Source organism: Methanosarcina thermophila TM-1 (genome assembly GCF_000969885.1).
Taxonomy (GTDB): domain Archaea; phylum Halobacteriota; class Methanosarcinia; order Methanosarcinales; family Methanosarcinaceae; genus Methanosarcina; species Methanosarcina thermophila.
In genome coordinates this window covers 622352-640377 of sequence record NZ_CP009501.1, presented here as the reverse complement: position 1 = coordinate 640377, position 18026 = coordinate 622352, and the positions used below count along the sequence as shown (strand labels likewise).

Genomic DNA, 18026 nt, shown 5'->3' with positions numbered 1-18026 from the left:
AGGGATTCTTTGCTCTTTACAATGTGTTATACTTGATTTGTAATTTTATACGAATAACTAATTTTTTATATACTAATTAGATTATTTCCTACCAAGGAGGAAACTTTTATTAAATCTAGATAAGTGACAGTGGGGGAAATTCTTATGGAGAGACGCCGGGGATTTTACCTGCAGATAGCAGCAATTCTCCTGGTTGTGCTACTGGTGCTTCCAGTTTCGGTAGCATTAAATCACAAAGTGGAGAATATTCTGGTGGATGAAATTGAGAAAACGAATTCTGCATTAACATACAATGGAACTGAACAGATCGAACAGGCTCCTGAAAACCTGAGCGAAATGGAAACTGCGTTGATTTCCTTGAATGAAAATAGGGCACAGCTCAATACAAGCCTCGAATACATGGGAGATATGATAGAAGTTGCCAATTCGATCTTTGGAGAGCCTGACAGCAGCATGTCCACAAATGCAAATATGCTCAAATGCCTAGAAACAATGGTAGAGGTGCTGGGCTGAGGTTGATAGTGAAATCTGAAGGGTTAATGCTAATACTGAAATCTAGAGGATTAACGTTAATAATGAAATCGAGAAGGATGCTTTGGATGTACAGGCTTTGTGAGCAAATGTCTGGTAAATACTCATTTTGACAACTTTTCAAATAATCCACTTGTTTTTGTTATTTCACCTCTTCGCCGGCTGCGTCAAATTCTACCTTTTCCTCTTCAGCCGGCATTACTGTGCTTCCTGCCTTTATTGCATACCAGCAGCCATTTAATCCGGCAAAGGTAGACATTATACCAACCATTGCGTTTCCAGCAAGATTTCCCCCGTAACTTGCATTGTTATTAAACTGCCAGAGTATCATTCCATCGTTTTGAGTCCATCTTCCAGCAAGGTTTTGTGATGGGATACTGAAAGTGCCATTACTATTGAAAGTTATCCCAACCTGAATGTAACTTCCACTGCAGCCCCAACTATAATGAAGATTCCACTGTCCAGAAATTGCCATATATATCACCTGATTTTCAATGATTTCTAATAATTGCGTTTTGTCAATTGGCATAATATAAGATACTCACTAATTGGAATAATAGTATAAAATTTCCTGAGAAGGTATAATTAGAAACTATATTCTTGGGCTTCTCTTTCTAACAGGCAGCCGGGCTTATACAACCTCTTCATATCACCAGTACACGGAGAGGTATCTGTTTCTGTGGAAAGTAATGTGAAAATATAGTATTATCAGATTGCTGCAATTCAAAGCAATAATGGGACTTATTTATTGATATGCATCAATTTTAGTCCCCGATTTTTTTAATGAGGGTAGAAAGATCTTAACTCCATAAACTACACAACCTTACCCAAAATCTATTTATACTATGTCCGTCATTAGTCACTGATGAGCATAAATATACATCAGTGATAAACAATGCACACTTCAATCCTCCATATCCTCAACACAACAAAAACCCGCGTACAGGCTTTCGGGTCACAAACCTGCCGTGAAGACCTGAGTACGGGCTTTGAGAAAAGGGATTTTTTCTCTGCGGTGGCAGATGCAAAGAATGACGGGCGGGTGCCTGTAATTGCAGAGATTAAGCCCGCATCACCAGGGAGAACTTTCAGGGATATTTCGCCTGAAATGGCAGCCAGGCTTGCCAGGGAGATGGAAGAAGCAGGTGCTGTTGCAGTGTCTGTTCTGACTGAGCCCGGAGTATTCCGGGGTTCGCTTGAAAACCTGGATACAGTCCGAAAAGCCGTATGTTTGCCTGTTCTGAGAAAAGACTTTATTATTGACAAAAGACAGCTTGAAGAAGCCGAAAGTGATCTTGTGCTTCTCATTGCAGGCATTCTTGGGGAAGAACTTGAGCTTTTTGTTGAGCTTGCCCTTGAAAAAGGACTTGAGCCACTGGTTGAGGTCCATAACAGAGAAGAACTTGAATCCGCCCTGAAAACTGATGCAAGAATTATAGGAATAAATAACCGGAGCTTTGAGACACTTAAAACTAACCTCGCTACCACGGAAGAACTGGCTCCTCTTATCCGGGAATACGACCTTGACCATGGGACCAGGCACCTTATAATAAGCGAAAGCGGGATGAACAGAGTAGAGGATGTTCGGAGGGCAGTCCAGGCAGGCGCAGATGCCGTGCTCATAGGATCTGCACTTATGGAAAGTGATTCTGTTTTTGATAAAACGAAAGAATTTGTCCAGGGCATTTGCTGGCGTTAATAACTATTTTTCAGACTTTTCGGAGCTTTCAGCCTGCTGGACAGGGTTGAAAAATCCTCTCAAAATCCATTCAAGGTTCATTAAGATTTGTTCAGGATTCTTTCAGGATAGATTCAAACTGAACTTTGCTTGGATTTTGCTTTAATCATTATACCAAAAACCATGCTGCCAGATGCGATATCAAAGCCATGCTACAGAATTGCACAAATAATAAGGGAGTAATTGAGTTGACAGGGATTAAAATTTCAAAATTTCCGACAGAAGATTCATGTTTAAATGAGCTTGCAGGTTCGAAGGAATATTCCAGAACGACCACCCAGGTAAAAGGAAAATACGGGAATTATGGGGGACAATATGTACCTGAAATCCTCATGCCAGCCTTAGAAGAGCTGGAAGAAGGTTATGAGCGGTATAAAAACGACCCTGAATTCCTTGCCGAGCTTGACTATTACCTGCGGGAATTTGCCGGCAGGAAGACCCCACTCTATTTTGCCCGGAATCTGAGCAAAAAATACGGATCAAAAATCTATCTCAAAAGGGAAGACCTCGTGCACGGAGGAGCCCACAAGTTAAACAATGCCATCGGACAGGCACTGCTTGCAAAATATATGGGAAAAACCAGGCTAATTGCCGAAACCGGGGCAGGACAGCACGGAACTGCAACAGCTATGGCAGGGGCGAATCTCGGACTTGAAACTGTTGTGTACATGGGAGCCAAGGATGTCAAACGCCAGCAGATGAATGTCTATCGTATGGAACTCATGGGTGCGGAAGTAAAGCCCGTGGAGACTGGCTCAAAAACCCTTAAGGATGCCATTAACGAGGCTTTCAGGGATTGGGTCACGAATATAGAAAACACGCACTATCTCATAGGCTCGGTTGTAGGTCCCCATCCTTATCCTTTAATTGTAAGGGATTTCCAGAGCGTTATAGGACTCGAGGTAAAAGAACAGATTTTGCAAAAGGAGGGGCATATGCCCGATTCGATAATTGCGTGCGCAGGCGGCGGAAGCAATGCAATGGGAATTTTCCATCCCTTTGTAGAGAATACTGAAGTCAAGCTGATTGCTGTCGAAGCCGGTGGAAAAGCCCTGAAGTGCACGGAAAAAGCAGCCTTCCACTCAGCCTCCCTCTGTGCAGGTGAAGAAGGGATCCTGCACGGAGCAAGAACAAAGGTGCTGCAGGATAAAAACGGGCAGATCCTTGAATCCGAATCCGTTTCAGCAGGTCTTGATTACTCAGGAGTCGGGCCTGAACTAGCTTATCTCTCTGAAAGCGGCAGGGTTACAGCCCGATATGCGACCGACAGCGAAGCCCTTGAAGCTTTTCATGAACTGAGCAGGCTTGAAGGAATAATTCCTGCTCTTGAATCCTCTCACGCCCTTGCTTACCTGAAAAAAGCGTCAGAAGCCGGAGAACTGGGAGAGGTAGTGGTTGTAAACCTTTCCGGAAGAGGGGATAAGGATCTGGAAACTGTCCTGAGCCTGAAGGGGGGAGTCTGAGATGAGAAGGCAAAAAATCTCCGAGAAATTCTCCGAACTCAGAAAGAAGGACGAAGGAGCCCTTATATGCTACATAATGGCAGGAGATCCAACCGCAGAGCAAACAGGGGAGATTGTTAAGGCTCTAGTAAACGGAGGAGCGGACATTATAGAACTGGGTTTCCCCTTTTCAGATCCTGTAGCGGACGGACCAACCATCCAGGTAGCAGGTCAGCGGGCACTTGCAGCTGGCATGGATACAGAACGTTATTTTGAGCTTGTTAAAGCCCTAAAGGTCCGGATTCCGCTTGTTTGCATGACCTACTACAATCCTGTGTTCAGGTACGGAGTGGAAAAATTTGTAGAACAGGCTGCTGACGCCGGAATAAGTGGATTGATAGTGCCTGATATTCCTGTTGAGGAAGTGGCTGACCTGAAATATAGCTGTGAGAAGCATGGGCTTGATCTTATCTTTCTGGTTGCTCCCACAACAACCGAAGCAAGAGTTAGAAAGATCCTGGAAAAGGGTTCAGGTTTCCTCTACCTTATCTCAAGGTTAGGGGTCACGGGTGCCAGGAAAGATGTCTCGTCCTCAACAAAAGAGTTGCTTTCTAGAATACAAACAACACTCCCGAAGGCTGTAGGATTCGGGATCTCTACGGGAAAACAGGCAGAGGAAATTAGAGCAGCAGGAGCGGATGGGGTCATAGTCGGCTCGGCTTTTGTCAAGATTATAGAAGAAGGAAAGGACGTGAACGAAAGGCTGGAGGCTCTTGCAAAAGAACTCAAATCCGGAATGAAGAGAGCCAGTTAAAAGAGATTTTGGAAAAAAACCAGGAAAGTCAATGACGTGAAAAGTTGCGAAGCTTCTGGAACAGATTGGAAAGGGAAAGATCAGGAATTGAAAGGAGGCAGGAGATATGCAGAGGTATATTAAAAAGCTGGAAGAAGGCTGTGATCTGAGCCCAGACGAAGCCGAAGCAGCAATAGACAAAATCCTCAGCACTGCAAATGATGAGGAGATCGGGATGTTTTTGCTTGCCCTAAGGGCAAAAGGGGAGAAGCCCGCTGAAATTGCAGGTTTTGTAAGGGGAATGAAGAAAGCCGCAAACACAATCAAGCCCAGAACACCTTTCAGGCTTGTAGACACCTGCGGTACAGGAGGGGACGGGCTTAATACAATTAATGTTTCGACAGCCGCAGCAATAGTAACAGCAGCTGCAGGCGTACCTGTAGCCAAGCACGGAAACCGAGCTGCTACTTCAAAGTCAGGAAGTTCGGATGTGCTCGAAGCCCTGGGAATTAAAATTGACCTGGCACCTGAACCCGTCAAGCAGACAATTGAAGAAATAGGAATAGGGTTCATGTTTGCTCCGGTTTTCCACCCTGCTATGAAAAGGGTTGCGGGGGTCAGGAAGAAGCTCGGAGTCCGCACGATATTCAATATTCTTGGACCCCTTACAAACCCGGCAGGTGCGAAAGGACAGGTTATAGGGGTTTTTGATAAGAAACTCTGCGAGCCAATAGCTTTTGCCCTTGCTGAACTTGGAACCGAACATGCCCTTGTAGTGCATGGAGATGGAATGGATGAAATTTCAAATACGGGTGAGACCTATGTTGCAGAACTAAAACAGGGGAAGGTTTCGACTTATACCCTGACCCCTGAATCCCTGGGTATACTGAGAGCAAGCCTGGATGATGTTTTAGGCGGCTCTCCGAAGGAAAATGCCAGGGATTTGCTGCAGATTTTCAAGGGCAAGAAAGGTCCGAAAAGGGATCTGGTAATAATAAATGCTGCCGCAGCTCTTTACGTTAGCGGGATTGTGAGTTCTATACGGCAGGCTATTCCTATCGCTGAGGATGCTATTGACAGCGGAAAAGTCATGGTTAAATTCAACCAGTTTAGGACTTTTACCTCAGGGTTTTACAGGCAGAGCAGTAAGGTAAGTCTTTCGGGAAAAGACATCAAAGTTTGTTCCAGAACTTCTATATTAAGCCCGGCTTCGGGGGAGAGGGCTTGAAATTAAAAACAAGAACGAAAATCTGTGGGATCCGCACCCCTGAAGAAATAGAACTCGCAGATCTCTACGGAGCCGATGCAGTGGGATTTATCACAGAGGTTCCTATCGAAAGTCCAAGAAGGCTTGATTCCTCTACTGCTGCTTACCTGGTTTCCAGTGTTCCTCAAACCCTGAGTGCTGTACTGGTTATTATGCCTGAGAATTCGGATACAGCTGTAAAGCTGATTGAAAAAGTAAATCCCGATATCGTACAGATCCATTCCGAACTGCCCCTCTTAGAACTCGAGATAATAAAAGAAAAAACGAACATCCCTATTATAAAAACTCTATTTGTGCCCTTACATGGGAAAACCACAGGTGAAAAAACCCTTTACATGAATTCGGTTTCAAGCTTGTTTGAGAAGGTCAACCTTCTGGAAGAAACCGAAGTTGTAGATTCAATTCTGCTCGATACGGCGAAATCTGGAAAGCCCGGAGGCACAGGCTGCGTGCACGATTGGACTCTGAGCAGGCGAATCTCAGAGCAAACAAGGCTTCCTCTTATCCTTGCAGGCGGGCTCAAGCCCGAAAATGTGCAGGAAGCGATCAGGGCTGTTTCCCCTTATGCAGTTGATACAGCATCCGGGGTTGAGACCAGCGGGAAAAAAGATGCCATGAAAATCAAAAGCTTTATTGAAAAAGTGAGGTGTGCCGATGCTTTCCTTTGACCTTGGAAAAGAAGAATTCAAAGCGCTTGCTTCAGGCATAAGCCAGCCAGTCTTTATCCAGCTTCTTGCAAGAATAGATGCAATTACCTGTTCTCCCCTTGAACTTTACCGCACCCTGCGGAATTCAGGAAAGTCTGGCTATTCTTACCTGCTGGAATCCGTGGAAAAACAGGCAAGTCGGGCAAGGTATTCCTTTGTTGGAAGCGATCCGGATGCTGTAATTGAAATAAATGATAGGAGAATTTCCCTTGAGCTTCTGAACTCGGATGCTTTGCCCTTTTTTGAAGAAGTCAGGTCAAAAATCAAGGAAGCCTGTGGATCTGAAGCCGTGAAGGAAGAGAAGCAGGAGAAAGATAACTCCGGACTGAAAAATATAAAATTAACAGCTCCAATACCTCACGGAAAGGATGCTTTCGATGGCCTGCGCCTGGTTTTTCCTCCTGCAAATGGGCTGGAGATCCTTAATGCACGGCGTTTTGATAGGCAGACCTTTCTGGGCGGCGCCATAGGCTATACAGCTTATGACGCTATCTATGACAGCTGGCTTGGAGTTGAAAAAGGCTTTGAATCCGAGATTCCCGAACTCCAGTACCTGCTCGTTTCAAAAACATTCATATTTGACCATGTAGCTGAAGAAGTATTTATTGTGCTTACTCCTTTTGTAAACCCGGATTCTGATGCTGGGGAAATCTATGAAAAAGCCCTGCAGGATGCTGAGAAGCTCTATTCTATGCTCAAAGAAACTAGCTTTTGCCGAGATTCGATAAAAACCGGACTGTCAGGTGCAGTATTAGATGCACCAGAATCTTCAGGATTATCGGCTTTTGAATGCCGTACTGGGGAACAGGAGTTCAAGAAATCTGTACTCCAGGCAAAAGAGCATATTTTTGCAGGAGACATCTTTCAGGCAGTCCTTTCCAGAAAACTCGAGTTCAGGCTTGAACAGACGCCTTTTGAAATTTATATGCGGCTTCGATCAATCAATCCGAGCCCTTACATGTATATTTTTGAGTTCAGGGATCTGGCAATTGTGGGGGCAAGCCCAGAAACTCTGTTAACTGTCCATAAAAGGACCGTGATTATAAACCCAATTGCAGGTACCTGCCCACGCGGAAAAACCGAAGCCGAGGATGAAGCTTTTGCTTTACGCATGTTGCATGATGAGAAAGAAAGAGCTGAACATGTAATGCTTGTCGACCTTGGGAGAAACGATGTTCGAATGGTTGCAGAAAGCGGTTCAGTAAAGGTTTCCGAATTTATGAAGGTTCTGAAGTATTCCCATGTCCAGCACATAGAAAGTACGGTTTCAGGAAAACTGAGACCGGAATGCGATCAGTTCGATGCTTTCAGGGCTGTATTCCCGGCAGGGACGCTCTCTGGAGCTCCTAAAATCCGGGCAATGGAGATTATCTCCAAGCTTGAAACTTCTCCCAGAGGAATCTACGGCGGTGGAGTAGGCTATTACAGCTGGAACGGGGATGCCGATTTTGCAATCGTTATCCGTACCGTGCTTGTGAAAGGTAATAGAGCCTCAGTGCAGGCTGGGGCAGGAATTGTAGCAGACTCTGATCCGGAATATGAATTTCGGGAGACTGAGCGTAAAATGGCAGCAATGCTTGCAGCGATAGGTGGAGAGAATTATATAGCAATTCCGGGGTTAAATACATGAAAAAAGGATTATTAAAGGCTTATTACAACAAAAAAGCCAGATTACAGGTTTTTCAGTAAAAAATCCTGAAAGGAAAAGCGAGGAGAAAAGATACCAGAAACTGTAAACTTGGGGGAAATTTAAGGTGAAGGTTGTTTTTATAAACAATAAAGATTCCTTTGTGTGGAATCTTGTAGACTATATTTCTTATTTCGAAAAAGATACTCTCGTACTTCCCAATACTATTTCTCTAGAAGAACTAAGGAGAATAAAGCCTGATGCCCTTGTTATTTCACCGGGTCCGGGGAGCCCTCTGGATCCCAGAGATATAGGAAACTGCCTGGAAATAATCAGGGAGCTGGGCAGAGAGATCCCTCTTCTTGGAGTCTGCCTCGGGCACCAGGCGATCAATGTGGCTTTCGGCGGATTGGTTAGAAGAAGCAAAGTCGGACCAGTGCATGGAAAAAGTTCAAAAATCATCATGCATGAGGAATCTGCACTTTTCTCAGCCTTTGAAGGTCCGTTCGAGGCTGGCCGATATCATTCCCTTGAGATCAGCGAGCCTGCGCCGGGGATAAAAATAACTGCCAGGGCAGAGGATGGAAGCATAATGGCGGTGGAGCATGTACAGTATCCGATCTATGGCTTGCAGTTCCATCCGGAATCCGTACTTACTCCAAGTGGGCTGAAAATAATCGAGAGATTTCTGGAAATTTCCAGAAATTATAAAAAAAGACAGATGGCTGTCTAAATAGTCAAAAATTTCTCGTGGAGCCCAGGTTCATTTCACTGATTATCAGGGGCTCACTTTTCCTTTTTGGCAGCCTCAGTTTCGGGCTCCTGCTCCCCAGTATCTCCTTCGTCCTCAAAGAATTCCTCTTCTGTGAACTCTTCATTAGGCTTGGCTGCATAACCTGCAGGCTGGAGATTCTGGAGCTCCGAATATTGACTTACAGTCTGAGCAATGAGCTGGGGATATTTCTCTATTTCCTCTCTTGTCTTGAAATTAGCTAATTCTGAGGCTTCTATAATCTCTTCTCTGGCGTCCATTGCTGCCTTGCTGAAATCTTCAAGCTGCTGCCGTTTTGCAAGGTAAGCTATTTCCTCAAGAGCCAGGGTAGTCCACAAGGTTACGACTTCCATTCTCTTTTCAACTGCGCCCAGTCCTATCATCTTAAGCGCATCAATAGCAATTTGGGCAGGTTCAAGCATCTGAAACTGTACTGCTCCTTTTCCAATCTCCTGTATAGCTTTTGAAAAAGACCACATTGCGTTTGAGAAGTTCTTGTCAAGTGCAGGTTCAGAAAGTATTTTAAGTTCACTAAGCGCTGTGTACGCAACGTTATCCATCCTATTCTGGACAGCTTTATTGCCAATGTTCCGGATTGAGATAACGACTCTTTTTAAATCCTTCTCTAGATCGGCATTAAGCAGCTCTTCCCCGAATTCCCGAAGATAGTCAATATATTGGAGCGCATCATATTCATTCTGCTCTCTTACCGCTCGCTCTCCAGATTCTCCAAGTTCAATAGCCTTTTGTTCGTTCATTGAGAACATATTAAAACCCCTTTCCAGTAAAATCCTTTGAAAAGTTTTCGCATTTTAAGAGTTTAATTATTTATATAGGTTTACTCGGATATTAGGCTTCCTATAATTTTAAAAGTATATTGGAAATTTCAGAGAAATTATTTTAAAAAAATCTTCTAAAAAGCTGGAAAATAAATAAAAAACTTTTAAATCTCTGCTTAATTAACAAATTCCCTGTAAACGCTGATTAGAATATATAAAAGCTTGAAAAATAGATATTTTAGAAGTTGATGAAATAGATAAGTCGATTTAGAAGTTGATGGAACAGGTAAGTCAATTAGATAAGTCGCAGATAAGTTGTAGATCAATCGCTTATAAATAGTAAAGAATTACTAAATATATTATCTCTTTAAGATTCTCTTATATCCTTTTCAAAAAATGGTATGCAGGAACCATTCGTATAATTTACATATTGATAAAATAGAAAAAGTTATATACATTTCATGCATAATATATATTGTATGAACAAAAAAACTCATACAGGCTTTCTTGCGTGTTCTCCTGCATGAGCAAGACCAACCTCCGGTAGGAAGAAGGGTTCGACTCCTTACCTTCCTCCTACCTGACCAGCTGTGTTGAATACTGGGTGCACAACGAAATATGGAAGATGAATATGGTTATTCCATTTCGAAATCTCAAACATTTATCAGCAGGGTGATTCTTTTGTTTTAGAGGAAATACTTCAATAATTTATTTAAATCTTATGGTTTAAAGTAAGTAAGAAATCTTTTAATAGTTTCCATGCACTTCTCTCAACTTTGACAGGCCCTGCTTCTTTAGAGCACCTTTTAAGTTCCCGGATGAAAAAAAATTCCTGATTGAGAGGCTTAAGGTTGTTCTTTGAATTCAGCTGCTTCCGTCAGACTGTTAATTAAAACCAAAACTCAATTATATTAAGATTTTGGTAATGTAAAGATGTGGCTATGTAATAGGTTCCTGAAATAACCTGATCACATAGCCATCTGCCCTGTGTTTACAGCTTAGATTGAATTTTTTCCTGAAGGGTTTTTATTTCCTGAAACTTCTCCAACTTTTCCTCAGATTCAATATAGCCTGTTTCTGTGAAATTATCCAGCGCCAGTTCCGCCACTACTGAAGAGTTATTCAGCATTTTTTCCTCAGCCTGAACTCGAAGGGTCTCAAGTGCCCACTGGCATTGTAAAACCGCATCACTGAGCCCCTTCTTTTTACATATTTTTCCAATATCCTCTATGGAAAGCGCTGTTGAACTAAGGGCTTCGTCAAAGTAATTCTCTGCAGCAAGCTTGCCTACTTCCTCAAGCAAAAGCAGAGCACTGACAGTCTCAAGTTCAAGGTTATCTGCTGCAGTCCTTTTCCCGAGTTCTCCCAGACCTGTAACTGCACTGAGTATGGCTTCCTCCATACCACTTTTGGCAGCAGAGGCTCCTATCTCTTTAAAAAGCAAAGAGATGGTAATTATTTTTTCCTGATCCCACGATTCGGAGGAAAACTTCCAGATCTCCAGAAGGGTTGAAGCAGCGACCTTAGAGCCTGCTTCAAGCGAATGTGCAGCAGCAGTTTTTCCCACTCTTCCTATTGCTATAAAGGCTTTGCTCAGGGCGGAATCAAATCCTTTATCTGCTGCTGCCCTTGCCAGTTTCCCGAGGGACAGAACTGAATTGATGGCAACAAGTTCCATATCTCTTTCTGCAGCTGCGTGTGCAGCACTCTCAATTGATAAAATAACTCTCTCGGCATCTGCCTCTTCATTTTCAGAAAGGAAATCTGCCGCAATCCCTGTAAGGGAATCCAGAGCCTGGAAAGCTCTGGTCTCATCTCCTTCGTCAACAGCAGATAAACTTACCTCAACTGCCTCTGCCTCATTTAATGTAATCATTCTTTTTGCCCCTCTTTATTTATGATATAGCACTTTAAGTCATAACACTTTAAGTCTCAGGTCTCTCCCTGTGATTTCTCAATTGCTGCCTCGCATTCTTCGCATACTGTCGGTTGTAAATTCGCGTGGGGCATATAGCCCGTACAGGCAATTAAAGACCGGCTTACTCTATGAAGTTACGAGATTATTAGTGTTACTATTTTGTAATTGAGACAGTTCATTTAAAAGGGTATTTTCCGTTTTTATGGAATCTCAGGTTTTGAAGTCGAGTTCAGATTGAGTCTACTTTGCCAGAGATTCCATTTATACGGTTTTTCTTTTTTCTTCATAGGCAAGGGCATGTTTCAGAACTTTTTCATATTCATCCTTATTCTGTAATCCTACAATTCTTGCTCTGACTCTGTCTGTGGTTATATTCCCATCCTGCTGCATGTAAATGTACTTCCCATCCTCAATGTCCATAATTACGGTAGAGTCAGGGATATAGCCTACATCAAAATAAGTCGCAAGCTCGATGTTCTGGTTGATGTTTACGGACATAATCGTTATATTTTCTCCGTACTCGGCTGCCAGCTCATCAAGGATAGGTTTCATGGACTGGCAGGCGCTGCACCATTCAGCTCCGAGTCTCAAAAAAACCGGTCCTTCTTCAAGGGATTTGTTTATCTGCTCAAGTTCAGTCGTCTCGATAACAACTCCTTTTTCCCGGGTACCTGGGAAAATCGGAGGGTATTTCTTATTAAACAGGGTCAATAAGGTATTACCTTTGATGTTCCGATTCTGTGAACTGTCATCTGAGGAAAGCCTGTTTATCAAAGGCATATAGTCTGCAGCCCCACCAGTCATGTTAATAACATAGGGCGTGCCTATTATGCCGTTCTCATCAGCTTCTGCCCTCTCATGATTTCCCCAGAAATTACCTGCTGAACTGCTGTTCCAGATATTCTTTCCTTCATCTATGGCATTGACCGCATTAATAAATTCATTCTCATAGAGCGAATTGTTAGATGAATCACTAAGATGTACTCCAACGTCGTTGAGGTACAGATTATTACTGGTCAGAACATTTGTCCCTGCTAACTGACCCCGAATTCCGTATTTATTTTTCAAAATGAGATTGTAAGCAAGTTTATTCCCCTGTGACATTTCCAGGAAGATGCCTATTTCGTTTGAATCTGCAGTATTGTTAATAAGAGTATTGTTAAAGGAATTGTTCAACGAAACTCCCTGGTCGTTTTTCACTACCAGATTCTCTGACAGTACATTATTCTCAGAATTGCCAAGCATAATTCCCTTACTTCCAAGACTTACAAGGTTTCCTTCAAGATAGTTGCCCTGAGAATTCTTGAGAACAATGCCCAGATCATTAAGCATCAGTGCGTTATCACGTAATGTACAGTTCTGCACATTTTCAAGGTAAAACCCTGCATTCCCGTACTTATCCGTACCAGAGGGATCTCCTGCAATATGAAAACCTTCTATTGTCACGTTGCCTGCGCTGATATTGAAGACAGCATTGCCAGGCATTGCGCTTATAACATAGGTACGGTCAGTCTGACTGCCTGAAAGCGTGGAATATGAGAGAATTGTGAGCCCCTTATCTACTTTTATATTTTCCCTGTACACCCCAGGGCTTACAAGAATTGTATCTCCGTTCTGAGCATTCCTGACAGCTTCCTGGATCGAAGTATAGTTTCCTTCCCCACTGTTATTTACTATAATAACAGAAGCATTACCCTGGGCTACGGCTATCCCAGGCATAATAAGAAAAATTATGAGAATAATCTGAACTAACTCGCTTTTCATGAACCAATAACCCCCTGATTGGTAAAGTTGCCCCGGCAAAAATAAATTCTGATTTTATTACAGCACGTAAGAATAATAAATTGGAATAATAAAATCATTTGGAAATATATATTCTGAAAAATGAGCCTTAAATTCTAAAATTCTTATTATTTTAAAGATCAGAATTCGTCCTTAAAGCATAATTAAAACATGCAGAGCCGCCGGTGAAGAAACCCTAAATAGCTGGTATATAGCTTTTTCTTTATTCGGCGGCACAGTCAATAAAAAAGATGAAATTCTGGCTTTTAAAACCTGTCAGTAAATTAAGCCCTTTTCAGCTGTATTGAGTTTAATGGTTTATCCGAAATCCAGGGAGTTCCTGGACTGAAACTCAGACAAGCCTACTGGTGCAGCTTGCAATTAAGCTTTATGAAACTTTCAATCCAAGGATTCAGCCTCATGTATATATTCAGAACCATTGAGAGTGTCCAGAGCAAGTTTTGTCGTAAGCATATGACTTATTAAAAACTTTTCTTTAACTTCAAAAACCATCGTATCCAGAGAACTGATAGTTTTCATGATTAGATTTTCGAGATCACTGAGGTCCGTGTAAGAAATTTCATCTTCTGAGAGAGCAGGAGCGCTCAGGGCGATATCTGTTCCCTGTTGAATAAACAGGCTGAAAATGCCCGGAAATTCTCCTGAGAAGATAATTGCATCTTTTCCATGAGATTGGGACAAGATAATACATGATTTTGGAGGGAGAAATCCTCCATTGTCCGGAACTCTAATACTCTGGTGTCCAAAAGTTTCTGTTCCTATAGAGCCTATAGCCAGAGCCGCGACCAGAGTCTCTCTCTCGATTTTCTGAAGCGATGCGGAATTTGCAATTTCTCCAAGGTATGCGACTGCAATCCTGACAGCAGCCTCCATATTCTGCCCAACTGCCGCTTTACCAATCGCGCATAGAGAATAAAGGATACTTAAACCGGTATCGGTCATCTCCTGTTCTCTTGCAATTCTGGCCATCTTTCCAAGTGAAAAAAGCGATAAAAACACCCCTATTTCCATCCTCTGGAAAGCAGCCGCGCTGCCTATATATCTTATACTGATAATTGCCTTTTTTGCATCGGGCTCAAGTTTCTTATTTATGTATTCGGTTCCCCGTTCTGTAAGGAAATCTATTGATCGTAGCACACCAAGCTCATCATTATCCTTAACTGAAGTTAGCCCGAGGTCTGTTGCCCCAGCTTCGTTTAAAATAGACGTTCAGAACACCCCACTTAAATTCTTATTTCGGGAAAAGGCATCTTAAAGCCAGATAATTCTTCCTTCACTTCTTTCCCTGGAGCAGATATTGCTATTCTACGCCTGGATTAATTGACACTGAGCTGATTGCCTTAATTTAACTTTATAAGGGTACTATTAACCTGAATGTAAAAGTTCAAAATCCCATACCTGGATATTTCCTCTTACATCTGGAAAATTTATACAGCTTCTCTTCCAGTCTTTGAATTTCCAATCTTTCAAAGTGCAGGAGAGCCACTTCGGCAATTATAGATGCGTTCATCAAATAGCGGTCCTCGGCATTAAATTTAATTGTTTCAAGTGAATAGGCTGCCTGAAGTAAAGCCCTATTAAGTCCCTGCCTGTCTGCAGTTTTTCCTATGTCACGGATAGAACGAAAACTTATATCCGCAGTTTCTTTCAGGTTTTTCTCAATAGCCCCTGTTCCAATTTCCTGAAGCAACAGCTCAGCATTCAATGCTGCATCCTCAAATTTCTGTCTTGCCGCAATTTTTCCGGCTTCCCCGATAAGGGCTACTGTACTGCTTGCGACATCTCCCAATCTCTGCCATGTAACGCTTTTTCCAATTTCCCCAAGAGCAAAAATAACTGCAACTGTTTCCTTTCTGGCTCCTCTAGAAGCCGCGGTGTTTCCCATCTCCCCAAGGCAGCAGGCTGCAATCTTTGCGGGAGTTTTCATTCTTTTCCCCGCCGCGAACTTTCCAATTTCTCCAAACGCGAGTGCTATGCTCACAAGTGCATTTTCCATATGCTGCTTGCATGCTTCTCTGGCAACTTGAGGAAAAAGTAGAAGGGTATTAACAACGATCGACTCAAGTCCGGCAGTAGCTGCCGCCTGTCCTATCTTCTTAATATATTCGATCAGTCGTTTTGTGTCATCTTCCTGTCCTTCTTTTGCATACTTCAGCACAAGCTCGAAGAGATAGTCAAGGACTTCATTAATCTCGGCTTCATTCTTCTCATCAACCAGATTAAGTCCCAGTTCCAGTGCCTCATTTTCATCGAGCGGTATGATCACTTCGTGCCCCCAGGTTCTCTCTCAAGTATGTATAGATATGTGAGGATATTAGCTTTATCATGAAAAAAAAGCACTGTTCAAGGATTTTTAGCCTCTGAAATAATAATAAAACCCTGAAAAGTATTTGACTGAAAATATCTGACATTAAAAAAGTCTATAGAGGTTATTAAATAATAAATTTTTGAAATTTATTTTATCCACGCGGATGATAAATTAAAAATGTAGATAAATATTATTTGCATCTTCGAATCCTTTAAGCTGGGATCTGGCAAGCAGGATCCCAAGAATAGAAAAAGGTATTGAGAAAGAGGTTAAAAATAAGTTCTCTGCGCCGATCCAGAAAGAAAGGGAAACAAGTATACTAAACACGGAGCAAGGAGTTTAATGAAGGTTTCCGTCTTCATTAAGGATCTTTAAAAGTTCGATTATCGAGTACGAAGCCCGGGTAATCCCCATGCTGCGCTTATCAGTATCTGTGCCCGCAATATAGAGATTTTTGACCGGAGTTCGAATATCTGCGAATTTCCCATTAATTGTGACTGCGGCTTTCTCAGGGATCATTATCTGTTCGTGCTGCATTTCTATATGCTTCTCCAGATCAGGATGGGCACGGAAAATTGTTTCGTAGGCTTTCTTAAGCTCCTTTTCCTCGCTTTCATTCTCATCGATAACGAAAGAAAAGCCTATAAGCTGTTTATCCTTGGGGGCAAGCGAAGGGTCATAGTTACTGATAGGCATTGCCCAGTAAGCAAAATCTTTGAACCAGATTTCTGAGCCTGTGTAATTGAATTCGGGAAGCTCTTTTTCCAGTCCCAACCAGATGGTCAGGCTTTTGCTGCGGACTATACCTTTCAGATTTTCAATATACTCTTGGGGAAGATCTTTTATAAGTCTGGGGAGCTCAGTTGCAAAGCCCGTATAAATAACAAGATCAGATGCATAAATCTCGTCGGCTTCCACGCCTGAAACTTTTCCGTCCTGCACACGGATGGATTTGACCTCACATTCTTTTTTAATCTCTACGGTCTCGGGCAGAGAATAAAGAATGGCGTTGAGCAAGGCTTTTAAGCCTTTTCTTGGGTAGCCCTGAGAGTAGTTCACCTCATTCGTTGCAAGTCTTTCCAGGGAAGTAAAAGGCTGGGTAACCTTGGTCATCCTGGACTGCAGGGAAGCGTGAAGATGAGATGGAAGGATCGAAGCAAGGATAGACTCCGTTGACTGCCGTTTTTTTGGTTCCAGTCTGCCGATCATCGCTTCAAATTGTTCCTGGGTAATGCTGTCCCTGACAAAACTGCTTCCTGACAGGACTCGATGAGCAGAGGTTTCTTTCATTGACCGACCTGATAGGAAAGCTGCCATCGTATCTACGAAATCATAGGTTTCCTTTGAAAGACCTTTAGGCAGGAAATCATACACTGACTTGTCAGAAAGGTCTATCCCGAATGAAGAAAGGGTAAAAGCTTTTGTCAGGGTTTGTGAAAGCAGGACTCTATCCTTTCTCGGAAGCACATCAAAAGTTATGAAATCTTTAAGGTTGGAAGGAACCTTGGTAAGTCCGTTTTCAGTCCTGATATAGTAATATCCGTAGTCCTCGAATACCGGCAAAAAGTCAAAGTAGTTATCCATCAGCCTTTTAAGGGGTCCTTCAACCAGATGAGTTATCGCGTGTACTCCAGTGTCCACCTGATAGCCGTCTACCATGTAGCTGTTGCAGTTTCCACCCAGATACCGTCTTTTTTCAAGAACAAGAACCTTTTTTCCATGCTTTGAAAGCGTAAGCGCCGCTAAAAGCCCGCTTATACCCGCCCCGACAATAATTGCATCGTATTTTTTCATGCTGCTAACTACCTCAGCTTTTTCCAGTGAATTAAGTTATAATTCAATGCAGTTATGCACTTTATTTCTCTCAACTCACAACAGAGCCTCACATTAATGGAATGGTTAATTAAAATATGTGAGACTATAAAAAATCAATCCAAGTCCGGGATTTTCTGGAAGTCCTGGATTTCTTGGAATAGTATTACATTGCTAATCATTTATTAGTTTTAGACTCTTTCCCAGACAATTGGAGAGTACAATAGAGAAAAAATAATATTTATAATTAACAGTCGTCGATGATAAAGAATATTGAAAATGTGACATATATATTATTTTATTTGTATCATTCTCTATAAATTAAAGGTATTTTAGCATGATATCATAAAAACTTGAGAAATTGTTATCTACTCTCGTGCTATTCTAGAATTCTTAGAGCATTCCAGAGTAATTCTAAACCCTGATTCCTTATTTCTTGAAGGGTTATCTTTTAGAATCCTTTCTGATATTAGACTGAAAAAACATCCTTAACTGGATGTAAATAAAAAAACACTTTAAAAAATAAAAG

General features: G+C 42.3%; 15 protein-coding genes. 8 read left to right on the top strand and 7 right to left on the bottom strand.

What is annotated here, in order from left to right; all coding sequences use genetic code 11:
* The first annotated feature begins 123 nt into the window (after positions 1 to 123).
* The gene (locus MSTHT_RS02750) at positions 124 to 513 is read left to right on the top strand and encodes a hypothetical protein (protein WP_149761731.1); all 390 of its coding nucleotides are present in this window, start codon (positions 124 to 126) and stop codon (positions 511 to 513) included.
* A 160-nt stretch (positions 514 to 673) separates the two neighbouring features.
* Here the strand turns inward: MSTHT_RS02750 and MSTHT_RS02745 are convergent, their stop codons facing one another.
* Positions 674 to 1006, bottom strand: a complete 333-nt coding sequence (locus MSTHT_RS02745; protein ID WP_048166460.1) for a hypothetical protein — start codon at positions 1004 to 1006, stop codon at positions 674 to 676.
* Positions 1007 to 1426: 420 nt separating this feature from the next.
* Between MSTHT_RS02745 and MSTHT_RS02740 the strand changes: the two genes are divergently transcribed.
* The 7 genes from MSTHT_RS02740 to MSTHT_RS02710 all read left to right on the top strand — a co-directional run bounded on the left by MSTHT_RS02740 (position 1427) and on the right by MSTHT_RS02710 (position 8838).
* Entirely contained in the window at positions 1427 to 2230 is an 804-nt protein-coding gene (locus MSTHT_RS02740; RefSeq protein ID WP_048166459.1) for an indole-3-glycerol-phosphate synthase, read from the top strand.
* Between the two features lie 227 nt (positions 2231 to 2457).
* Positions 2458 to 3732 carry a tryptophan synthase subunit beta gene (gene trpB, locus MSTHT_RS02735; RefSeq protein WP_082086733.1) on the top strand — a complete coding sequence of 425 codons (1275 nt, stop codon included), beginning with the start codon at positions 2458 to 2460 and terminating at the stop codon, positions 3730 to 3732.
* A gap of 1 nt (position 3733) precedes the next feature.
* On the top strand, positions 3734 to 4525 hold the full coding sequence (gene trpA / locus MSTHT_RS02730; protein WP_048166458.1) for a tryptophan synthase subunit alpha: 792 nt from the start codon (positions 3734 to 3736) through the stop codon (positions 4523 to 4525).
* 106 nt (positions 4526 to 4631) lie between these two features.
* Positions 4632 to 5732 carry an anthranilate phosphoribosyltransferase gene (gene trpD, locus MSTHT_RS02725; RefSeq protein WP_048166457.1) on the top strand — a complete coding sequence of 367 codons (1101 nt, stop codon included), beginning with the start codon at positions 4632 to 4634 and terminating at the stop codon, positions 5730 to 5732.
* Positions 5729 to 6439: a phosphoribosylanthranilate isomerase gene (locus MSTHT_RS02720; RefSeq protein WP_048166456.1), complete on the top strand. Its 711-nt coding sequence runs from the start codon at positions 5729 to 5731 to the stop codon at positions 6437 to 6439. The genes trpD and MSTHT_RS02720 overlap by 4 nt, the downstream gene beginning before the upstream one ends.
* A complete protein-coding gene (trpE, locus tag MSTHT_RS02715) occupies positions 6426 to 8108 on the top strand; it encodes an anthranilate synthase component I (protein ID WP_048166455.1) in 1683 nt (560 codons plus the stop codon). The genes MSTHT_RS02720 and trpE overlap by 14 nt, the downstream gene beginning before the upstream one ends.
* A gap of 124 nt (positions 8109 to 8232) precedes the next feature.
* Entirely contained in the window at positions 8233 to 8838 is a 606-nt protein-coding gene (locus MSTHT_RS02710; protein WP_048166454.1) for an aminodeoxychorismate/anthranilate synthase component II, read from the top strand.
* 53 nt (positions 8839 to 8891) lie between these two features.
* On the opposite strand, the gene MSTHT_RS02705 is transcribed toward MSTHT_RS02710, so the two are convergent.
* The 6 genes from MSTHT_RS02705 to MSTHT_RS02675 all read right to left on the bottom strand — a co-directional run bounded on the left by MSTHT_RS02705 (position 8892) and on the right by MSTHT_RS02675 (position 17479).
* Positions 8892 to 9644, bottom strand: coding sequence for a hypothetical protein (locus tag MSTHT_RS02705; protein ID WP_048166453.1), 753 nt, complete (start codon positions 9642 to 9644; stop codon positions 8892 to 8894).
* A gap of 1003 nt (positions 9645 to 10647) precedes the next feature.
* Positions 10648 to 11532, bottom strand: coding sequence for a hypothetical protein (locus tag MSTHT_RS02700; RefSeq protein WP_048166452.1), 885 nt, complete (start codon positions 11530 to 11532; stop codon positions 10648 to 10650).
* Between the two features lie 303 nt (positions 11533 to 11835).
* Entirely contained in the window at positions 11836 to 13338 is a 1503-nt protein-coding gene (locus tag MSTHT_RS02690; protein ID WP_052721815.1) for a NosD domain-containing protein, read from the bottom strand.
* 417 nt (positions 13339 to 13755) lie between these two features.
* The gene (locus MSTHT_RS02685) at positions 13756 to 14514 is read right to left on the bottom strand and encodes a hypothetical protein (RefSeq protein ID WP_231588161.1); all 759 of its coding nucleotides are present in this window, start codon (positions 14512 to 14514) and stop codon (positions 13756 to 13758) included.
* Between the two features lie 247 nt (positions 14515 to 14761).
* On the bottom strand, positions 14762 to 15643 hold the full coding sequence (locus tag MSTHT_RS02680; RefSeq protein WP_231588160.1) for a hypothetical protein: 882 nt from the start codon (positions 15641 to 15643) through the stop codon (positions 14762 to 14764).
* A 381-nt stretch (positions 15644 to 16024) separates the two neighbouring features.
* On the bottom strand, positions 16025 to 17479 hold the full coding sequence (locus MSTHT_RS02675) for a protoporphyrinogen/coproporphyrinogen oxidase (RefSeq protein ID WP_048166450.1): 1455 nt from the start codon (positions 17477 to 17479) through the stop codon (positions 16025 to 16027).
* Positions 17480 to 18026 lie beyond the last annotated feature (547 nt).